This is a genomic window from Hymenobacter cavernae (genome assembly GCF_014641455.1).
GTDB lineage: Bacteria > Bacteroidota > Bacteroidia > Cytophagales > Hymenobacteraceae > Hymenobacter > Hymenobacter cavernae.
This window is the reverse complement of the sequence record NZ_BMHT01000001.1, coordinates 52,591-73,589: the sequence shown is the minus strand read 5'-3', so window position 1 is coordinate 73,589 and position 20,999 is coordinate 52,591. Positions and strand designations below refer to the sequence as shown.

Annotated in this window: 16 protein-coding genes; 5 read left to right on the top strand and 11 right to left on the bottom strand. The window is 58.6% G+C overall.

All coding sequences use genetic code 11. From position 1 onward, the window contains the following. The first annotated feature begins 35 nt into the window (after positions 1–35). Both IEX74_RS00315 and IEX74_RS00310 read left to right on the top strand, forming a co-directional pair. Positions 36–737, top strand: a complete 702-nt coding sequence (locus tag IEX74_RS00315; RefSeq protein WP_188809854.1) for a serine hydrolase — start codon at positions 36–38, stop codon at positions 735–737. A gap of 69 nt (positions 738–806) precedes the next feature. Next, complete coding sequence (locus IEX74_RS00310; protein ID WP_188809852.1) at positions 807–1,331, top strand: hypothetical protein; 525 nt, start codon at positions 807–809, stop codon at positions 1,329–1,331. Positions 1,332–1,436: 105 nt separating this feature from the next. Here IEX74_RS00310 and IEX74_RS00305 read toward each other — a convergent pair whose 3' ends face one another. Further along, positions 1,437–1,625, bottom strand: coding sequence for a hypothetical protein (locus tag IEX74_RS00305; RefSeq protein ID WP_188809850.1), 189 nt, complete (start codon positions 1,623–1,625; stop codon positions 1,437–1,439). An 18-nt stretch (positions 1,626–1,643) separates the two neighbouring features. Between IEX74_RS00305 and IEX74_RS00300 the strand changes: the two genes are divergently transcribed. Continuing rightward, positions 1,644–3,416, top strand: a complete 1,773-nt coding sequence (locus IEX74_RS00300) for a family 10 glycosylhydrolase (RefSeq protein ID WP_188809848.1) — start codon at positions 1,644–1,646, stop codon at positions 3,414–3,416. 30 nt (positions 3,417–3,446) lie between these two features. Here the strand turns inward: IEX74_RS00300 and IEX74_RS00295 are convergent, their stop codons facing one another. The 4 genes from IEX74_RS00295 to IEX74_RS00280 all read right to left on the bottom strand — a co-directional run bounded on the left by IEX74_RS00295 (position 3,447) and on the right by IEX74_RS00280 (position 10,542). Next, the gene (locus tag IEX74_RS00295; RefSeq protein ID WP_188809846.1) at positions 3,447–4,025 is read right to left on the bottom strand and encodes a hypothetical protein; all 579 of its coding nucleotides are present in this window, start codon (positions 4,023–4,025) and stop codon (positions 3,447–3,449) included. Between the two features lie 311 nt (positions 4,026–4,336). Further along, positions 4,337–5,596: a hypothetical protein gene (locus tag IEX74_RS00290; protein ID WP_188809844.1), complete on the bottom strand. Its 1,260-nt coding sequence runs from the start codon at positions 5,594–5,596 to the stop codon at positions 4,337–4,339. 77 nt (positions 5,597–5,673) lie between these two features. After that, a complete protein-coding gene (locus tag IEX74_RS00285) occupies positions 5,674–7,224 on the bottom strand; it encodes a SusD/RagB family nutrient-binding outer membrane lipoprotein (RefSeq protein ID WP_188809842.1) in 1,551 nt (516 codons plus the stop codon). 192 nt (positions 7,225–7,416) lie between these two features. Continuing rightward, positions 7,417–10,542 carry a SusC/RagA family TonB-linked outer membrane protein gene (locus IEX74_RS00280; RefSeq protein ID WP_188809840.1) on the bottom strand — a complete coding sequence of 1,042 codons (3,126 nt, stop codon included), beginning with the start codon at positions 10,540–10,542 and terminating at the stop codon, positions 7,417–7,419. Between the two features lie 455 nt (positions 10,543–10,997). Between IEX74_RS00280 and IEX74_RS00275 the strand changes: the two genes are divergently transcribed. Continuing rightward, a complete protein-coding gene (locus IEX74_RS00275; RefSeq protein WP_188809838.1) occupies positions 10,998–12,176 on the top strand; it encodes an acyltransferase family protein in 1,179 nt (392 codons plus the stop codon). Between the two features lie 183 nt (positions 12,177–12,359). Further along, positions 12,360–12,797 carry an OsmC family peroxiredoxin gene (locus IEX74_RS00270; RefSeq protein WP_188809836.1) on the top strand — a complete coding sequence of 146 codons (438 nt, stop codon included), beginning with the start codon at positions 12,360–12,362 and terminating at the stop codon, positions 12,795–12,797. Positions 12,798–12,805: 8 nt separating this feature from the next. On the opposite strand, the gene IEX74_RS00265 is transcribed toward IEX74_RS00270, so the two are convergent. From IEX74_RS00265 to IEX74_RS00240, 6 genes are all read right to left on the bottom strand, one after another. After that, positions 12,806–13,480, bottom strand: a complete 675-nt coding sequence (locus tag IEX74_RS00265; RefSeq protein WP_188809834.1) for a hypothetical protein — start codon at positions 13,478–13,480, stop codon at positions 12,806–12,808. A 40-nt stretch (positions 13,481–13,520) separates the two neighbouring features. Further along, on the bottom strand, positions 13,521–14,129 hold the full coding sequence (locus tag IEX74_RS00260; protein ID WP_188809832.1) for a hypothetical protein: 609 nt from the start codon (positions 14,127–14,129) through the stop codon (positions 13,521–13,523). A 213-nt stretch (positions 14,130–14,342) separates the two neighbouring features. Then, entirely contained in the window at positions 14,343–17,489 is a 3,147-nt protein-coding gene (locus IEX74_RS00255; RefSeq protein WP_229755054.1) for a serine hydrolase domain-containing protein, read from the bottom strand. Positions 17,490–17,671: 182 nt separating this feature from the next. Next, positions 17,672–18,412, bottom strand: coding sequence for an SDR family oxidoreductase (locus tag IEX74_RS00250; protein WP_188809830.1), 741 nt, complete (start codon positions 18,410–18,412; stop codon positions 17,672–17,674). Between the two features lie 132 nt (positions 18,413–18,544). Continuing rightward, the gene (locus IEX74_RS00245; RefSeq protein WP_188809828.1) at positions 18,545–19,369 is read right to left on the bottom strand and encodes a metallophosphoesterase; all 825 of its coding nucleotides are present in this window, start codon (positions 19,367–19,369) and stop codon (positions 18,545–18,547) included. A gap of 15 nt (positions 19,370–19,384) precedes the next feature. Next, a complete protein-coding gene (locus IEX74_RS00240; protein ID WP_188809826.1) occupies positions 19,385–20,998 on the bottom strand; it encodes a Na+/H+ antiporter in 1,614 nt (537 codons plus the stop codon). Between the last annotated feature and the right edge of the window lies 1 nt (position 20,999).

Here is a 20,999-nt window from a genome sequence, read left to right as displayed (position 1 = left end):
GTACGGAAGTTCGGGATAGGTTATCTTCCCGGCCCATGACTACTTCGCTTTCCGCGCTCCGCTGGTGGTGGCGGTCTTTGTTATTGCTGACTGGCTTGCTCAGCAGTCAGGCGGTGCTGGCTCAGTTAGGCAACCCGCTGCGCCACTTGTTGCGGGCCGATACGGCTAGGTTTGGGCGCGTGCTGCGCGACCCGGCGCGCTACCGCGTGCAGATTCTCTACACCCGCATCAACCGCGACGCGCAGAACCGGCCGCACTTTCGCACCTACCGCTACCGCGTGCGGCCCCGCGAATATTTTTACCCGGCCAGCACCATAAAGCTGCCCGCCGCCGCGCTGGCGCTGGAAAAGCTGCGGAGTTTGGCCGCGCAAGTGCCGGGCCTAGCTCCCGATTCGCCGCTGCGCATCGACTCGGCTTATGCCGGTCAGACGCGTGTTGTAGAGGATACATCGGCTGCAAATGGGCGAGCCAGCATTGCGCAGTATATCCGCAAAGTGCTGCTGGTTAGTGATAACGACGCCTTTAATCGACTTTACGAGTTCGTCGGGCGCGGACCATTGAAAGCTAGGTTGCGGGCACACGGCTACCGCAACACGCGCATTCTGCACCGCCTGTCGGTCGGCGATTCGGGGTTTCGCACGCTCCACACCAATCCATTCGTTTTTTACGCCGACTCAAGCTTGCAGCGGCCTCTTTATGTGCAGCCGGAAGGCGTGCAGCCCGCCCGCGCCATGTAAGAGTTGCCGCGCTGGGGCGAAAAGATTGGGAATAGTTACCTGGAAGGAGGGAGGCTGATCAGCAAGCCCATGGACTTCAGCCAGAAGAATTTTGCGTCGCTGCCCGACTTGCAGAACGTACTGCGCGCCATTCTCTTCCCGGAAGCTGTGCCCCAAAAGCAGCGCTTTCAACAGCTCACGGAAAAAGACTACGTCTTTCTGCGGCGCTACCTGAGCATGTTGCCCCGCGAAAGCCAACATCCGCGCTACAATGCGAAGGAATTTCCCGACAACTACGCCAAGTTTCTGCTGGCGGGTGGCCCGGCTGGTCCGCTGCCGCCGGGCGTGCGCATTTTCAACAAGATCGGGCAGGCGTATGGCTTTCTGATCGACAACGCATACATCGTGGACCTCGACCGCAACGTGGAATTTATGCTCGCCGCCGTGATTTACGTCAACGCGGATGAGGTGTTGAACGACGACCACTACGACTACGACACGGAGGGCTTCCCCTTTCTGCGCAACCTAGGTCGGGCAGTGTACCAGCATGAGCTGCAACGGCCCCGGCGCCATGTGCCCGACCTAGGTCGGTTTCGGCTGCGCTATGATGAATGACTTTTGGGCTGGCCTCCCGACGTGGCTGGGTGAGCAGGGGAGGCAGGTGGCTGCCGACCCGTTCCGGGTAGCTGAAATGGCGAACTGGTTGGCTAAGTAGGCGAGTCAGTTGACAACGGCGCTGAACCAGTTCGTTTTCGCCGCGAAGTAGTTGGCCAAAAACAGGAAGTAGTTCGGGTCAGACCCCAACCGGAAGGCTGTTTTGGCGAACTGGTTGGCTAGTGCGGCAAACTGGTTGTGGTCGGTGCGAAACAGCAGTAGCAGTTGCCCCGCCGTTGTGCGTACTTTGCGCACGTTTCCGTTTATGCCCTGATGCTCCGATCTTTTCCCGCCGTTTGCTCCGTTGCTTTTCGTGTTATTTTCAGCTTGCTGCTAGGTTTGCCGCTGCTCGCTGGCGCCCAGGATGGCCCGCCCAAGCGCGAGCTGCGCGGCGTCTGGATTGCGACAGTTGAGAATATTGACTGGCCAAGCGCCCGCACGCTGCCGCCCGAGCAGCAGCGCCGCGAGTACCGCCGCATGCTCGACGCGCAGCAGCGCAACGGCATCAACGCGGTGTTCGTGCAGATTCGGCCGTCGTCGGATGCCTTCTACCAAAGCGAGCTGGAGCCCTGGAGCAAGTGGCTGACCGGCCAGCAGGGCAAAGCACCTAGCCCGTACTACGACCCCCTGCCGTTCCTGATTGAGGAAGCCCACCTGCGCGGCATGGAGTTTCACGCTTGGTTCAACCCTTACCGCGCCTCCACCGACACGGCCACGCGCCGGCTGGCTTCCACGCACCCGTTTCGGCAGCACCCCGAGTGGTTTCTGCGCTACAGCGGCAAGCTGCTCTACAACCCCGGTCTGCCGGCGGTGCGCGACTACATCACGCAGGTAATTCTGGATGTGGTGCGCCGCTACGACATCGATGGCGTGCATTTCGACGACTATTTCTACCCGTATCCCGAAGCCGGGCAGGCGATTCACGACGAGCTGGCTTTCACCCAGTACAACCCCAACGGCCTGAAGCTAGCCGATTGGCGGCGCCAAAACGTGAACGTGCTGATCCGGGATTTGCACGCGGCGATTCAGCAAAACAAGCGCTGGGTGAAGTTCGGCGTGTCGCCTTTTGGCGTCTGGATGAACCAGAACGAAAACCCGGATGGCTCCGCCACGCGAGCTTTCCAGGGCTACACGGGCCTGTATGCCGACGCCCGCGAATGGATGCGCCAGGGCTGGGTCGATTACATTTTGCCGCAGCTTTATTGGAGCAGCAACTTTCGGTCGGCGCCCTACCCGGTGCTGGTGGAGTGGTGGGCGCGCAACCACTTCGACCGCCATTTGTACATCGGGCACGGCGCGTACCGCATGCTGGAAAACACGAAATCGGATACGACGTGGCGCAACCCGCGCGAGCTACCCAGGCAAGTGCGCCTGAACCGCTCGTACCCGACCGACGTGAGCGGCAGCGTATTTTTCAGTGCCCGTTCGCTCATGGCTAACCCGCGCAATACCACCGATTCCTTGCGTCAGCACGAGTTCCGCTACCCGGCCTTAGTTCCCACAATGCCGTGGCTGGATGCCTTACCGCCGCGCCCGGTCCAGAACCTGGTACTCACGCGCACGGGCCTGGCCGTCACGCTGGCCTGGCAGCCCAGCCCCGCCGCTTCCGACGGCGACCTGGCTCGATACTACGTAGTATACCGCTTCGCCCAGGGTGAAACCGCCACGCCCGACGATCCGCGCCGCATCCTAGGTTTGGTACCCCAGCTTGCCACGCACGCGCCCGTGCTGATCGATACCACGGCCCAGGCCGGAACCGCCTACGCCTACTACGTGACGGCCGTCGACCGGCTGCACAACGAAAGCCCACCCGCCCGCGTGACGACCACCGGCCGCTCCGCCGAAATTATTGTAGCGCAGGCGCCAACGGCCACGCCCCCAACCAGTCCGCAGGCTCCGGCCCCGGTTACGCGGCCCGCACCCACGCCGCGCCCCAGCGTAGCCAGCCGCCCGCCCACTTCTGAGCCGACGATGAAAGTGAAAGTCAAAACCAAGCACCGCAAGCGGGGCGGCTTCTTCCAGCGGCTGTTTGGGGGAAGACGGTAACGTTATCTGTACTTCAGGCTAAGCTAGGTCTCACGCAAGCTGCCGGTTCTGAGGCGAGCCGCCGGCGCTTGCGCGTCGGAACAGCAAAGCCGCGCCAACCCACAGTGCGGCGAAGAACACATTCACACCCAGCACATGCACGATACCGCCGATAGGTGCTTCTTCGGCGATGATCAGCGGCTTCCAAATAAGCAGCGCCAGCACGGGAACTGCCATTTGCGCCAGTGCCGTCGCGAATAGCGCGTGCGACATGCCACGCGGCTGCAAGCGCGCAACGATGGTCCCGATGAACAAGACGCCGAGCACGCCGCCATACAGCAGGTTGGCGGGGTTGTTCTCGCTGCCGATGAGCCCCACGGCTAGGTTCGTCCAGACCAGGAAGAGTGCCACCGCCACCGTTACGCCAACAGCCACGCGGTACGCGGGTGTATTTGCCTGTCGTGCAGCCAGCTCAAAGGTGAGCCCCGCGCCGAAAAGTAGGAGGCCGGCAACAACGAAATCGGACAAGGTCCAGACTACTTCCGGGGTGAACTGCATGGCTACTAAAGGAATCAGCAGCAGAAACGCCGTAGCAACGGCAAGGCGAGTAACGCTTTTGGTAAGAGTCATGATCGTCGGGCTTTTGGTTGATGCGTGGAAGAAAAACTCCTAAAAACGGGACATGGTAACGGAAAGCGTAGGTTTCGGGGTGAGCTGTAAAACCTAGGTTTGCGTGAGTAGTGTAAAGCAAATAAAAGAACTTTGTAATTCAAAGTAAATACGGCTGTTTTTAGTTTTGGGTTCTTATGCAGCTAGCAGCCGGCAACTGCTATTTGCCCGAAACCTAGGTCGTCGGACCGGCAGGCGCGAGTTTTTGAGAATAAAAAAGGCCGCTCCTGAAGAAGCGGCCTTTTTGTTGAAGCTTGAAGCTGATACCTAGGTTACAGCGCCTTGATATCCATCGTGAGCGTCACGGCAGTAGCGGTGCGGTTGATGCCGGTTACGGTGAAAATGGCGTACTGATCAGCGTTGCGCAGGCGAGCCACATAAACGTCGCCAACAACGACGGCGTCGAGGGTGCTGAGCTGGTTCGTGGTGGCCGCCGTCAGATACGTCTGCCGGATGCTGTTGAGCGTGGCGCTGCTGTATACGGCAGCGGCGCTCTTTACAAACTTCGTGGTATTCAGCGCTTTCAGCTGCACAGCATTAGAGGCAGTGCTGGTAATGGCAACATCCTTCGTGTCGACCGCGCTGGCCGCCGGCACGGCCGCGAAGCCGACCAGATCATAGGCCGCCAGGTCGCCGCCGGTGGTGCCGGTGTAGGTGAGCGTGGCGGTGCGCGCCGCGGCCAGGCTGGTAGGCGTGCCCGGCGTAATGGCGGCGCTGGTCGCGGAGCCGGTCCGGCTTCTCGGCGTACCTAGGTAGTTGGTTTTAGCCTCAAACCGGAACGTAACGGCTTGCCCACCAGAGCCGGCCGGAATAGTTACGGGAACCGTAAGGGCCGTGGCCGCTCCCGTTTGGGTACCGCTGGCGGGCACACGCTGCCGGATGTAGCGGCGCTCGGCGGCCGTGCCCACCTTCACGTAGGTAATCAGGCTGTCAAGGTCTTTGTAGAGCGTGCCCGCGGTGGTGAGGCTGCTGGCGGAAGTGATGCCGCCTGCGTTTAGTGTTAAGACATAGTTAATTATGTCGCCGGGCACGGGCGTGGTGTTGCCGGGTGCCGTCACGTTGGCCGAGGAGTTGATGGCAACGGTGGGCGTTGCCTCAGCCAGGCGGAAGTAGAAGGCGCGTTGTTTGACCTGCCCGTTTTCGGCCCGCACGATGGCCGCTACCCGCACATTGGCTTTGTTCACGCCGGCCGGAACGGTGTAGTTGACCACCAGCGTATCCGCGTTTTTACGCTTAGAGAAGGCCGCTTTGTACGGAATCGTCTGCACCAGCGTCGAGTCGGTGTTAGGTTCTATCCGCTGGTAAATGCGCACGTCGGTGAGCGGGGAGGTTTGCTGGGCGTATTGCAACTCAAATGAGAACGTTTCGCCGGTGGCGTACTTCGTTGTGGTAGGCAGCGCGTTGCTCAGAACGGTCGGAATCTGGGTGCCTACTTCGGTGTAGTAGGTGTCGATTTCCTTTTTGCAGCCCGCCAAACCTAGCCCAAGAAAGGCCAGCTTCAGCAGACTACGAGAAGCTATAGAGTAAGCCATGAAAAGTCAGTTAACGAGTGAGAAGAAGTGCGGCGGACAAGCGGCCGCCGCTGACCATTGCAGCACAGAACCTAGCCTTACGGCTGGTCCCACCACAGGGGCTTCGTGACGTAGTCGCCGTTGGAAGTGGCCCCTACATCGGAGAATAGCTTGGTGGTAGCCTGCGGGTTATACATCACCTCGGTAGCGCCCGGCAGCATGCGCCGCGGCCACTTGCCTCCTAGCTCGGGGTTCGCAGAGGCCGGGTAGCGCAGGTTCGGGTAGATGGTCGGGTCGTAGTCGAAGCGGCGCAGGTCCGTCCACGATTCCGGGTTCAGGAACATAGCAATGTACTTCTGCTCCATGATGTTCTTCATCGTGAGCTGATCTGCCGTTTGGGCCACGGCGGCGCTGCTCAGATACGCGTCAATCTGAGCCGTGGTGAGCACCGGGAACGTGACGGGCGGCGTGCCGTTCGTGCCGCCCTTGCCGATTTTGGTCATGTGGGCCCGAATGCCGGCTTTGTAGGCCGTGAGGGCGCGGGTTTTGTTGCCGGCGCGGAAGGCGGCTTCCGCCTCAATAAACTTCAACTCGTGGTAGGTTATCACCTCGAACGTACCTAGGTCGCGGGCGTACCAGCCGGAGTAGAAGTCCGTAACGTTATTGACCAACAGCGCCCGCGTTGCATCGGGGACCGGTACGCCAGGGTCGCTGCCGGTGCTGCTGGAAGTAGCCATAATGGTAAAGCGCGGGTCGACGACCCCCGGAAAGGCCGCGCCCGGTATGTTCCCATTCAGGTACTTGATGATGTTGCTCGAAAAAGTAGAGGTGCCGTAGTTGGCACGGGTAGGACCGAAAATGTTGGTCGTGTTGGTCAGTGGCGCAATGGCCGTCTGTAACTGAATCTGCGCATCATCGTCGGAACTGGTGAAGCCTTTGTCCACCAAATCGAGCACCTGCTGGGCATTATTCCCTTTGCGCGTAAGGTGGTTCAGCTGACGCGCCTTCAAGGAGTTTGCAAACCGAATCCACCGGCCCGCATTTCCCTGGTATAAAATATCGCCGCTGATGCTGGGGCTGGTGCTGTAAAAAGGACGAAACTCCTGGCTGGCTGGCGCTTGCATCAGCGTGATGCCTTCGTCGAGCAGCTGGTTGACGGTGGCGTAAATCTGCTCCTGCGAATCGTACTTGGGGGTGTAGTTGGCCGCGCCTTTGAACGCCTCCGTGTACGGAATATCGCCGATCATATCGGTGGTGTGGGCCAAGTCCATCGCCGTGATGATCTTGCCGGCGCCCACGTAATAGGGCGAGCCTTCTGCTTCCGCCACCGCCGTCATCGTGGGGACGTTGCCCGCCGAGTAATAGAAGTTGTTGTTGAAGGTGTTCGTGCTGTTGGCGTTCGTCAGGTAAAACTGGTCGGTGCTGTTGCCGGGCGGCGATTTGCGCACCGTGTACTCGCTCAGATAGGTAGTGGTGAGCGAGGTAAACATCTGCGTTTGGATGCCCTGCGAAATGATGCCCGGCAGCAGGAAGTTCGGCGTCGAAGAGACGGGGTTGTTCGGGTCGGTATTCACGTCGAGGTAGCTTTCGCACGCCGTTAGCGCGCCGCCACCTAGCAGCAGACCTAGGAAGAAAAGATATCGTTTCATTGAAGTTGATTGCTGATTTGTTGATTGCTAAATGGTTGCCGGCTAGCCTGTCATGCTGCGCTGGCCGAAGCATCTCTATCGCAGTAGTAATATCATTTACTGTGGCGGGAGAGATGCTTGGCTTACGCCTTCCTCCGGTTCGACAAGCGCAGCATGACGTTCTGATTGGCCTTTAACCATTCAGCCATTTACCTAAAAATTCACCCGCAGGCCCATATCCACGCCGCGTGTAGCGGGTACGCCGCCGTAGTCGAAGCCACCCGAGCCGCCGCCGCGCACACCGGCACCGGCCGTCGCGGTTTCTGGATCGACGCCCGAGTATTTGGTGAGCAGCACCAGGTTGCGGCCCGTCACGTTCAGCTCCACGCCCTTGATGAACTTGCCGCCACCCAGCCAAACGGTCGGCAGGGCGTACGTCAGCGATGCATAGCGCAGGCGCACCCACGAGCCATCTTCAATGAAAGGCGTGCCGATAGCACCCAGCACGTTCTGATAATAGGATTGTGTCAACTCCACGGGGCGCGTGTTCTGGGTATAGGAGCCGTCGGGGTTGGCCACTACGCCGTCGAATACGACCTGCTTGTAGCGCTCTTCGGTGCGCCGGCTCAGGCCACTGTTCGTCAGGAACTGGTCATTGCCATTGAACACTTTGCCGCCCTTACGGAAATCAGCCAAAAAGGAGAAAATCAGTCCTTTATAGCTGAACGTGTTCGTGATCTGCACCGAGTATTGCGGCGCCCGGTTGCCCGCGTACATGAAGTTGGTGGTGCTAATCAGCGGGTAACCCGTCAGCGGGTTGATCAAAACCTGACCGGCGGCGTTGCGCTGAAAATCGGTGGCGCTGATCGAGGAAATGGGACGACCGACGAAAGCGCCGCCGCGGGCACCTACCAGGTTCACGTCCGACTGATAAACCTCAGTCAGAAAGCTAGGTAGCGAAAGCGCCTTGTTGCGGTTGAGGGTGAAGTTAGCCAGCACATCCCAGTTGAAGCCGTTATCGGTCTGCACGGGCGTGCCGGTCAGGGAAAGCTCCAGGCCCTGGTTTTCCACCTTGCCCGCGTTGATGTACTGAAGAATAAAGCCGGTGGCCTGACTCACGCGTGGCCCGATGATCTGGTCGCGGGTGACTTGATAATAGTAGGTGGCATTCAGGCCCAGACGGTTTTGCAGGAAGCGGAAGTCCAGGCCGCCTTCCACGGCGCGGGTGCGCTCAGGCTTCAGGAAAGGATTAGAGCCAAAGAAACCATTGCGGAAGCCGCCGCCAATGTAGGTAGACTGCGCCAGCGGCGAGAAGACGCGGTACGGGTCGGTGTCCTTGCCTACGTCGGCCACGGCCACCCGAATCTTACCGTAGTTGAGGTGCTGATTCTGATCCAGACCTAGCATGTGGGTGAACTGCCAGCCGGCCGAAGCCGAGCCGTAGCCGAAGAGCTTACCGAAGTTCTTGTTTTCGTCGGGGCGGGGCAGGGTCGACGATTGGTCGATGCGGCCGTTCAATTCCAGCGTCAGCTGCTGCAACAAATCCAGGTTGAGGCGAGCAAAGTTGCCGATCAGCCGGCGGTCCTGGGTGGTTACCAGCGCATTACGGTTTACCGTGTTGTTGATGCTCGGAAAGTCCGGGTTCTGGAACACCGTACCTAGCTGGTCGGTCGTTTCGCGGTGCTGGTATTCGATCGTGTTGCCCAGCACCAGCGAGGAGTTGAAGTTCTCGCTAAACTGGTGCGTAACGGTAGCGAGTAAGTTGCTGGTGATTAGCTGATTGAAGGTATTCGATTCTGCCACGGCGCCGTTTTGGTAGCCGGGCTGGGTGGTGCCCACAGCCCGCACCGAGCGGTCCTTCTGAAAGTAGAAGTCGTTGCCGACGTTGTAGCTGAAGTTCAGCCAGTCGGCCGCCTTAAAACCTAGCTGCACGTTGCCGAGCATGCGGTTGGTGCGGCTGGTCTGCGGGTTTTTGTAGATGATGAAGTACGGGTTATCCGTCTCGGTAGCGTTCTGAGGAGAGGGGAGCAGGCGGCGCACCGAGCCATCCGGATTCAGGTAGTTGCGGGCATCGTCGTTGCGGGGCCAGTTGAGCAAGCTGAGCAGATAGCCACCCGAATAGCCCGTCGTGGTGTTGTAAAAGCCGTTGCCCTGAATTGGGGTGCGGCCGCCCGTACCTAGGTATTCGACCGAGCCCGAAGCACTCAACCGATTGGTAAACTGCATGGTACCGGCCAGGCGCACCGTCGATTTGTCGAACTGGCTGGTGGGCGCTACGCCGGTCTGATCGAGGCGGGAAGCCGACACGAAGAAGGTACCCTTGTCGCTGCCGCCCGATAGGGTGAGGTAGTGCTGCCAGGTTTTGCCCTTCTGAAAGAAGTTGCCTAGGTTGTCGTAGATCGGTTCGCCGGGCTGGAAGCGCGGACCCCACGAAACGCGCGACAGTGGGTCAACGACGCCGTTAGCCCCCTGGCGGTACTGATCTTGCAGCTTGGGCAACCGGTTCACCTCATCCACCGAAAATTGCGTGCGGTAATTGAGGCTGACGGTGCCCTTCGTGCCTTTTTTGGTGGTGATGACGATGGCGCCGTTGGCCGCGCGCAAGCCGTAGATGGCCGAAGCGGCCGGGCCTTTCAGCACCGTCATACTCTCGATGTTTTCCGGGTTCAGGTCGCCGGCCCGGTTCTGATTGGCCGTCGAGCGACCTAGGGTGCCGTTGAAGGCCGAACCGCCGCCCGGCGCCGTCGACTCCGAAAACGACGAATTGTCCATGATGATGCCGTCAATCACGAACAGCGGCTGGTTGTTAGAATCCAGCGAAGCGCCCCCGCGAATCACGATGGAAGCACCTTCGCCGGGCGCTCCACCTGAGCTGGTAATCTGCACGCCGGCCACCTTGCCCTGAATGGCATTCACGATGTTGGGCTGGCGCGATTCGATGATGTCTTTGGCCTTCACCACCTGCACGGCGGAGTTGATCTTGTCCTCTTCCTGCCGGATGCCGTAGCCGGTCACGACGGCTTCCTTGAGCTGCTGCGTGGACGACGACAGCGACACGTCGATGGTATTAGCGTCGGCTTTGCGCTCCTGCGCCGTGTAGCCGATAAAGCTGAATACCAGGGTGCTGCCTTCCGGAACGCTACCTAGGGTATAGCGTCCATCGCCGCCGGTTTGGGTGCCGTTGGTGGTGCCTTTCACGACGATGTTCACGCCCGGCAGGGGCGTCCGGTCGGCTACCGCCGTAACGGTTCCCGTGATGGTTCGGCCGCTGGTTTGGGCGTAGCTGCGGGGTGCCAACAGCACGCCGAGCGCCAGGAAAAACCATAGAAGTTTCTTCATGCGGAAAAAATGAAAGTGAAAAAGAAAGAAGGTGGTGGAAGTCATGAAAAAGGCCGAAACCTAGCTACACACTGAGTTTCGGCCCCGCAAATGCTTGGTCAAACAAAAAGACGGATGCAACAGAAGTAACTGTCTGGCATAGATAGGTAGCTGATTTCTTAAGGTTAGGCGAAAAAAAGAAAAAACAGATTTAAAGCTAACCGGCGAGCCTAGGCAAGTCAACTATATATAAAGCTGCTAATAATGAATTTTGCTTTTGCTGGTAGGTCGGGGCGCTGTTTTAAGTGCCTTTTGTCTATTATAGGCTGTCATGCTGAGCTTGCCGAAGCATCTCTACTGCAATGGTAAACAGGTTACTTTGGCGGTAGAGATGCTTCGGCAAGCTCAGCATGACAGCCTTTTAGTTTTCTCGAAGCAGACCTAGGTAGTAGCGGTTCACCTAACTCCGTTCTTTTATGCAGACCATTACCCAAGCCGCCGTCGAAACGACGGGCGCGGCGCCACTGGTAGAAGCGTCCGGCCCGGGGCGCCTCGTCTCGCTCGATGTGTTTCGGGGCATCACCGTTATGGCCATGATTCTGGTGAACAACCCCGGCGACTGGGGCCACATCTATGCGCCGCTGGAGCACGCCAAGTGGCACGGCTGCACGCCCACCGACCTGATTTTTCCCTTCTTTCTGTTCATCGTGGGCGTGTCATTGGTGTATGCCCTAGGTGCGGTGCGGCAAAAAACTGAGAACCACGGCCGCGCTATGGCGCGTATTGCCCGGCGGGCGGCGGTGCTCTACGGCCTAGGTCTGTTTGGCGCTTTGTTCCCCCATTTCGACTTCAGCACGGCACGGCTGCCGGGCGTGCTGGCGCGCATTGCGCTGGTGTTCCTGATCTGCGGCATCATCTTCCTCAAAACCAATTGGCGCACGCAAGCCAGGTTGCTGGTCGGTATTCTAATTCTTTATAGTGTGCTGCTCCAACTGGTGCCCGTGCCGGGAATCGGCCCCGCTAACCTGGAGCCGGAAACCAACCTAGGTGCCTGGCTCGACCGCCTGTTGCTGGGCACGGCGCACCTCTGGAAGCAAAGCAAAACATGGGACCCGGAAGGCGTACTAGGTACGCTGCCTGCCGTCGGTACGGGCTTGGCGGGCATGCTCGCGGGCCAGTGGCTGCGCCGCCCCGCGCCCGATGCAGCCACGAAAGTAGTCTGGCTTTTTGTGTTCGGGGCGGGTGCCGTGGTGCTCGGGATGATCTGGAACGGCTGGTTCCCGATCAACAAAGCCTTGTGGACCAGCTCGTTCGTGCTCTACACGGGTGGCTTAGCCACGATGGCGCTGGCGGCTTTGTACTGGCTCTGCGACGTGCAGGGGCTGCGCAACTGGATCAAGCCTTTCGTGGTGTTTGGCGTGAATGCCATTACCGTATTTTTCCTCTCCGGCCTCGTGCCGCGGCTGCTCAACATGATCAAAATACCCGCAACAAATGGTAAGGCAGTGGGGTTGTGTGCGTGGCTCTACGATACGTTTTTCGTGCCCTATTTGAGTCCGATCAATGCGTCGTTGGTCGGGGCTATCGTCTGCGTTCTGATCTGGCTAGGTATTCTGTGGGTAATGTACGAGAAGCGAGTGATTATCAAAGTATAACCTGGCTTTCGGGTGCGCTTGCTGTTGCGTTGAGCTTGCAGGTAGCGCAACAAACTCTATTTTCACAATCGAAAGCTAGCTACTGCGAAGGCTACTACTAGTACGAAGCTTCCTGATTCAGATGAATCAACGGCAAGCAGCTATTTTCTTTATAAGCAGATATCTACCCCCCATTCCCACCTAATGACTATTACACGTTCTGCTAATGCACATTGGACCGGTACGGGTACGGCCGGGCAAGGCAACCTGGATACGCCTAGTAAAGTGCTGAAGCAAGCTCAGTATTCGTACCTGACGCGCTTCGCCGACGGCATCGGTACCAATCCGGAAGAGCTGGTGGCGGCAGCCCACGCCGGTTGCTTTTCGATGAAGCTGGCCTTTAACCTGCAAGCTGTTAGCCTCGTGCCGCAGTCCATTGATACCCGTTGCGAGCTGGTGCTGGAAAATGGCACCATCGTCAGCTCGCACTTGCAGGTGGAAGCGGTGGTGCCGGGTCTGTCGCCAGAGCAGTTTGAGGAGTTGGTGGAAGATGCCCGCCAGAACTGCCCGGTGTCGAAGCTGCTCACGGTTCCGGTTACAGCCGAGGCGCTGCTCAAGCAAACGGCGGTAGCGGCAAGCTAGCTTTTTAGTTACATCCGATTCCAGGCTTCGCCGCTGTATTCCACGTAGCGCACCACACCTAGGTCTTTGGTGTAGTAGATGTGCTCGGCAGTGTTCGGGTATTTGATCGTGTTCGGATACTGCGTAACGGAGTACACCACCACATTCTGATACGTGCGCCCGTTGAACGTGGCTTGCGGCAACAGCTGATAAGGCGGCGACAGCACCAATTGGCCAGTGGTTAGCTCCCGCATCGGCAAGGAAAAGCTGGTGCCCTCCCAGTTGATCCGGAAAAATACATTGTCCCAGTACGTAGTAGGCGACTCGACCTGTGCCTGGAGCAGAAAGTCCTGTGGGTGAAAGTTATACGCGGGCCGCACGATAGCCGAGTCGGTCCGGTCAATCTGCGCATATAGCTCCTGCCGGTAGTAGGCGACCTCCACGCTGAGCTTGCCCTTGGTGTTAGGCTGCTTCTTATCTACCGCGTTATGAATACGATACGTGCGCTCGTACCCGTTGGCTTCACTCCGGAAGCGCCACGTAGCCTCCTGTTGGTAAATAGCAGCCCAAGTGCGCTGCTCCGGCGTGATCTGGTAATACGGCAGCTTATCATTTTCGCCAAACCAGCCGCAGCCGGCCAGCAGAAAGCTAGCGGCAGCCGGCAAACCATAACTGATCTTGCGGGAGCGAGCAACAAGGGACATAAGAGTGGAAGTCGTAAGCGGTTAGATAAAGTCTGCGGGATTATAACCGGTCCCAGGTGAGGCCTTTGCTCACATAGCGTACCACTCCTTGCTCTTTCGTGTAGAACACATCGCCCGTCACAGATTGATTCAGCACGGGTTGGGTGAAGTGGTAGTGCAGCACGTTCTGGTAGGTGCCCGTGCTGGTCGTAAACAGCGGAAGCAGCTCGTAGCCGGCCGGCAAGGGCTGCTGCGTGGCTAATTCATTGATTGGCAGATCCGTGAAGCAGTGCTCAAAGTGGAAGTGAGCAGGATTGACAGCTAGGGAAGTGCGTTGGCCGGTGAGCAGGAAAGTTGCCATTGGTTTGGCGACCGTATCGGCGCGGTAGAAGAGCGCTTCGAAAATGTCGATGTAGCCTTCCGCTTGCCCATTTTTCCTCGGGAAGTCTAACTTCTGATCCGAAAATCGCTGCACCCGATACGTGCGCTCGACACCCCGATTGCTGCGGAAGCGCCATTCCGTATTTGCCTGGTAGGGCGCGGTCCAGGTCCGCTGTTCGGCCGTGAGCTGATTGTAGAAAGGAGGATCTTCCTTTTTGCACGCACCTAGGCCTAGGATTGCAGCAAAAGCTAGGTTGGCAAACGTACGTGGGAAAGCAGGACGAATCATAAGAAGCAGGTGAGCATCAGGTGCTTGATAGTGGCTTTGTATTGTGCAAACCTACAGTGAGGAAAGCTAGCCTAAAATCACATGTACATGTGATATGTCTAAAACGGCAAAACGGAACAAGCCCTGACGATTGCCGCAAAGCAACCATCAGGGCTTGTTCCGTTTTGCCGTTGAATGTCATTCCTCCCGCTGGTCGGAATGACGTGCTGGTTATTATTCCTTCGGCACGGCCGATTCTACCGATGCTTTGCCAACCTTCTGCGCGGCTTCGATGGCGACTTGCAGGATGTTGGTACGCACGTTCAGCGACGAAATCTTATTGTTGCGCCGGGTCGGGTTCACGCGGTTGGAGAGGAAGATTACCACTAGGTCTTCCTTGGGCTCAACCCACCAATACGTGCCGGTGAAACCCGTGTGTCCGAAGCTGCTCTGCGACGCGTTTTTAGAAGCGTTAACGGCCGGGTTCGTCGCAGGGCGGTCGAAACCTAGACCACGGCGGTTGTCGGGGCAGAACTGGCACCGCTCGTACTCAGCCAACGTCTCCGGCTTGATGAGCTGCTGCCCGCCGTAGCGCCCGTTCCAGGCGTACATCTGCACGAGCTTGGCTAGGTCGTTGGCATCAGCAAAAAGTCCGGCGTGGCCGGATAAGCCGCCGAGCAGCGCCGCGCCTTCATCGTGCACGGTGCCGTGGAGCTGCTGTTTCCGAAACAGCGAATCGTACTCCGTGGGCACGATGCGGGCCAGCGGGAAACGGCGCGTGGGGTTATAACCTAGGGTCGTGGCGCCGAGTGGCTTGTAGAAATTTTGCTGCGCAAACTGGTCAATCGTCTGCCCCGAAGCTGCCTGCACAAACGCCGGGTACATAATAAAGGAAAGGTCAGAATACACGTAGCCCGGCTTGTCGTTCAGCGGCGACCCGCCAATAGCCTTGTGGATGCGCGCCGGAAAATCTTTGCGCGCCCAAATGTTGCGCGCTACTGGCAACGGATACCGCCGCGACGAATCGGCGTGGAAGAAGCGGTGGCGCAAGGTGCCGTCCTTCTTCACGTAGTTCTGCCAGAACGGAATCCAGGCTTTCAGGCGGGCCTGGTGGGTAAGCACATCCCGCAGCTTCAGATCGTTTTTGTTTGTGCCTTTAAACTCCGGAAACACCTGACCCATGGTCATATCCGGGTTGAACTTGCCTTCGTCTTGCAGCTTCATCAGCGAGGGCAGCGCCGCCGATACTTTCGTGACGGAAGCTAGGTCGTAAATGTCGGTGTTGCGCACGGGGCGGCTCGACTTGCCGGCTTGCGCGGGCGCGTCGGCGAAGCTGTGGGTGCCGTAGCTTTTGCGCAGCACCACTACGCCTTTGCGAGCAATCAGCACTTCCGCGCCGGGCAGTGCCTTGGCAGCAATAGCGCCGTTGACAATCGAATCGACCCTGGCTTCCAGGTTGTTGTTCATGCGCGCCGCCTCGGGGTAGCTGTAGGCCAAGCGAATGCCGCCTTGGGTGGTCAGGCCGGCGCCAATCGGGTAGCGGCTGCTCACCGTCACGGGCAGCTTGCCGGTAGCACCTAGGCCGCCGAAGATGATTTCGGCCGTTACCTCCTGCGCGTTTTGGCTTTCCTGGTAAGCCAGCAGCACCGCGTCAGCGCGGTCCAGGTCACGGATGCGGGACAGGGAATACGCGTTGCCGAACACGCTGACAATCATTTTTTGCTTTTGCCCGACCAACTCGTGCAGCATCACGTTCACTTCCGGCGTCACGCCGAAGTTGGTGGCGGGCAGGCTACCTAGGTTGTTCACCCCGATCAGCACGGTGTTGTACGGCTTCAGCGTTTCGCGCATGGCCGTCAGCTCATTAAGTGAAGCCGTAGCTGGCAGCCAGAAGTGTTGCACGGGTGCGTAGTCGGCTACCATGCGCTGGAAGAATGTGGTGTCTTTGGTGCCGATGGTGAGCGTGGCGAGCCGTAGCGTGTCAAGGCGCTGCAAGGGCAGCAGCTTGTTCTGGTTGCGCAGCAGCGTCACGCTTAGCTCCGAGAGGCGGCGCGTGAGGTAGTTGGCGTGGGGCGTGTTGAGGTCTTGGTAAAGGTTCTTGAGATTGATCGGCTTGTAGTGATTCAACCCAGCCCACTGCTTCAAGGCCAGCACTTTGCGGCAGCGCGTGTCAATCTCTTCCTGGTTGATCAGACCTTTGTTGATGGCTTCGCGCACCATGCGCAAGGCCAGCGGAATGTTGCGCGAAAACTCCAGAATATCGTTGCCGGCCAAAATAGCCCGCACATCCGCGTCGCCGGGCGGGTACTTGCTGATGACGCCTTTCATGTTCATGGCGTCGGTGAAGACCATGCCTTCAAAACCTAGCTTTTGCTTCAGCAATCCCGTCACGATGGGCTTGGAAAGCGTGGATGGCATGCCCGTGCTATCGAGCGCCGGAATGTTGAGGTGAGCAATCATGACGCCACCCAGCCCGCGGCGCATCAGGCTGCGGAAGGGAAATAGCTCCAACGTATCAATGCGGCGCTGATCAACGCGGATGAGTGGCAGGGCTAGGTGCGAATCGGTGTCGGTGTCGCCGTGGCCGGGGAAGTGTTTGGCTACGGCCAGCACGCCCGCATCCTGCATGCCTTTCATGTATTGGTAGCTTTTCTCGGTCACGTTCTCGCGGTTTTCGCCCCACGAGCGGAAGCCGATAACCGGGTTGTTGGCGTTGTTATTCACATCGACCACCGGCGCGAAGTTGACGTGCATGCCGAGGCGCTTGAACTGCCGCGCGATTTCCTGCCCCATCGTGTACAGCAGCTGGTTGTCGCGGATGCCGCCCATGCTCATCTGGTACGGGAAGCGCGTGGTGCTGTCGAGGCGCATGCCTACGCCCCATTCGCCATCCATGGCCACCAGCAGCGGCACTTTGGCCTGGCTCTGGTAGCGGTTCACCAGCTTGCTTTGCCGCACGGGGCCGCCCTGGAAGAAGATCAGTCCGCCTACGCCGTACTGCTGCACCAAGGTCGAAACGGAGTCTTCGTCGATGCGCTTGCGGTTGGAGTAGGCCGCTACCATGAACAGCTGCGCCACCCGCTGATCAGGCGTGAGCGTCTTCATCACCGAGTCAACCCAGTGCGAGCTAGCTAGCTGTGGGGCGAAGGGCACCGGACCATTTTTCGGTTTGGCAACCGCCGCTTTTGCTTTCGCCGCTTTGCTACGCGCACTTGCCGACCTAGGTGCCGGCTTGGCAGCCGTTGTCTGCCCACGATGGGCGACTGTATGAGCCGTTTTCTTTTTTGGAGTTTGCTTTTTGGATCGTTGAGCTGAGCTGAGAACAGCACTCAACAGAATCAGCAAAAGCAGGAAAGAGGAGAGGGAACGAGAGAAAGACAAGGCAGTTCGCGGTGTTCAGGTAGTGTGAATTGCGAAAATAGCCTAATTACAGGGAAAGGTTAGAAAAAACGTAGGAACGCGCCACGGCGCGTTCGTCGTTGAAAGGTCCGCGTTGAACAGTCTTTCATGTAAAGACAACCAGCTTCAAGCGGCCCGGACGACGAACGCGCCGTGGCGCGTTCCTACTTGTTCATTTGGTTGAAAAACTCGTCCAGCTCTTGGCGGGAGGCGTTACGTCTGGTTTCCGAAGTGCCATAGCCGACTTCCAGCTCACCGGCCGCTACGCGCTGCATAATAGAATCGGCAAAGTCATTGAGCGGCGCGCCCCAGGTGTGCAGGCCGGCGCCACCTAGGTCGGTGTTCACGGCTGGCGGCACGATTTCAATCACCTGAATGCCGGTTTGGGCCAGCTGGTGGCGCAACGACAGCGTGAACGAGTGCAAAGCCGCTTTCGTGGCGCTGTACACTGGCGCGAAGGCTGCCGGCGCAAAAGCCAGCCCCGACGAGACGTTGATGATAGCCGCATTGGGCTGCTCCCGCAGCAGCGGAATGAAGAGCGTAGCCAAGTGAATCGGTGCATCGAAGTTCGTGGCAATTTCCTGGCGGTGGCCGCTCCAATCCTGGGCGTGTTCGTCGTTGGCGAGGTGCATTCGGCGCTGAATGCCGGCGTTGTTGACTAGCACGTTGAGCTGCGGAACTTCGCGTTTAACCCATTCAAACAACGCCACGCGGTCGGCTTCGTCGGCTAGGTCGCAGGCGTGGGTGCGCAGGTGCGGGTATTGCTGCTGGGCCTCTTGCAGCTTCTCGACGCGGCGGCCGCAGATGATAACGTCGCTGCCGGCTTTCAGAAAGCGCTCGGCCATTGCCCAGCCGATGCCGGAGCCGCCCCCGGTAATGAGAACTGTGTTTCCTGCTAGGTTCATAAGGTGGTATTCTGAATAAATGAGGGGAAAATGTAATACGGTTTACAACTAGCAAGAAGTTGTGGTTGCTGGCCGTGCTGAAAGCTTGCGTCAATAAACTCGAATCTAGGTTCAGGCGAGCAGATGCTTCATTCACAGGTCTATCGTGAATAAGGTTACCTCAGCGCGCGGGCCAAGCCGGATGGGCAGCACGCTGGTGCCTACCCCTTGCGAAACGTACAGCGGCGGTTGTTGCGCGGTGTACCAGCCCGCTACGTAGCGGCCGCTGCCCGGCGGCAAGTACGGCGCGAATCCTAGGAAGGTGACCTGCCCACCGTGCGTGTGGCCGGCCAAAACCAAGTCGATAGGGGGTGCGGCGTGATACTGCGTCACAATGAAGTCGTAGTACTGCGGGCAGTGCGTGAGCAGCAGGTGGTAGTCGGCGGGTTGGTAATCGGCGATGGTTTTAGCGTAATCGGCCGCGCCGCCAACGAGGTCGTCGGTGCCGGATATGGCAATGCGCTTGTTTTGGAGCAGGAGCGAAGTGGTTTGGTTCACCAAAAGCTGGCAGTTGTGCCGTGCATACACTTGGCGGAGCTGTTCCAGATCGACGTGGCTCCAGTAGTCCCAATTACCTAGGACAGCAATTTTTGGTATGGTGGCATCCAGCAAACCGAGCAACTCATCGAGGTTGCCAAGCTTAGTAGCATCATCCAACGAGTCGCCGGTAAGCACCAGCAGATCCGGGTGTAGCTGGTTGATTCGCTGACACATCCGCCGCAGCCCGAAATGCACTGACTTCAGGTGCAAATCAGAAATCTGGACGATCTTCAAGGTCGCAGTCGGTTGGGGGTTCTTGCGAAGCTGGAACGTGGTGAGCTTGATAAAGAAACCGTCGAAGAAAACGGTACCTGCTGCGCCAATCGTCGCCAAAGCAGCTAGGGTGTGGCGCAAAAATCGGCGGCGGGTTTGAAGCATAGTAGGGCCGCTTGGCTATTCTACAGCTTCCAACTGCGTTTGCAGGCTCATTTCCAGCCGGTCCAGCTCTAGCTGCACCCGCCGGATAGCCTCGGCGCTGAACTTGCCATCTTTGTGCAGGTGCACCAGCAGCGCGCGTTGCTGATTTGTCACTTCAATACGGTTTTGCAAAAACTCCTCAAAGCGGTTCTGGTCCGAGTTGTCGTCATTGGGGTCGGCTGCGCCGGATACGCTTTCATGCAGGCGGTTCACGCGTCGTTCCACCATTTCTTTCAGCTCCAGCAACGTCGCGTCGTTGGGCTCGTCGGCTAGCTTTTGCTCGACAAAAGCCAGGGCGCTGTTCTCGATTTCCAGCCGGAGCTGCTGCTGCTCGGCTATCAGCTTCTCCTCCGGTTCCTGCACGTTCAGCCAGCGAATAAACCAGGGTAGCGTGAAGCTTTGCAAGACCAACGTCACCAGAATAACCACGAACGTGATGAAGAGTAGCACGTTGCGCTGCGGGAAAGGCTGGCCGTTCTGTAAAGCCAGCGGCAACGCCAGCGCCGTCGCCAATGACACTACGCCGCGCATCCCAGCCCAAGAGGTAATAAAAAGGCCTTTCAGATCAAGCTTGTGCGCGCCACTTTTGTTGCGTAGCCGTCTGAGAAACAGCAGGAAATAGGCGCTCGGAAAAACCCAGACGATGCGGATGATAATTGCCACGGCGCTTACCAGCAGGCCGTAGCCAATGAGCGTGGAAAGGCTAGCTTGCTCGGAGCCTTCCAGGATATGCGGTAGCTCTAAGCCAATGATAATGAACACAAAGCCATTGAGCAGAAAGCCCAGCACGCTCCAGAAGCTGCGGCGCTGCAAGCGCGTGTTGGTCTGGTAAATTTCGAGGGAGCGCCACGAAACGACCAGCCCCGTGAACACCACCGCCAGCACGCCGGAAGCCCCAAAGTGCTCGGCCCCGAGATACGCCAAGTAAGGCGCCAGCAGCGTGAGCGTGGTGGCAATGGTCGCATCGGCCACTTTCGTCTGCACCCACGAAATAGTGTAGCCAATACCTAGCCCAATGAGAACACCGCCGCCCGCCACAAGCAAAAATTGCAGCCCGGCGTCCCAAATCGCGAAGCCGCCACTCACTACGGCTGCCACCGCGTAGCGGTACGCAATCAGGGCGGAAGCATCGTTCACGAGGCTTTCGCCTTCCAGAACCGACGTGATTTTCTTCGGCAAACCTAGCCCTTGCGTGACGCTGGTAGCGGCCACCGCATCAGGCGGCGACACGATGGCCCCGAGCACGAAAGCCAGCGGCCAGCTAAAGCCCGGAATAAAGTAGTGCGCTACGCAGGCCACCACCGTGGTGGTGAAGAAAACCAGCCCGATTGCCAGCAGCGAAATCTCGGCGCGGTTGGCTTTGAAGTCGTGCCACGATACGTTGAAGCTAGCCTCGTAGAGCAGCGGTGGCAGGAACACCAGAAAGATAATGTCGGGGTCGAGGGCTACACTGGGCAGCCCCGGGATAAACCCAATGACCAAGCCGGCCAGCACCAGCAGCACCGCATACGGCAGCCGAAACCGGTGCGCAATAGCCGAGAGCACAGCCATTACTACCATCAGCAGCAACACAATTTCGAGGTTCTTCATG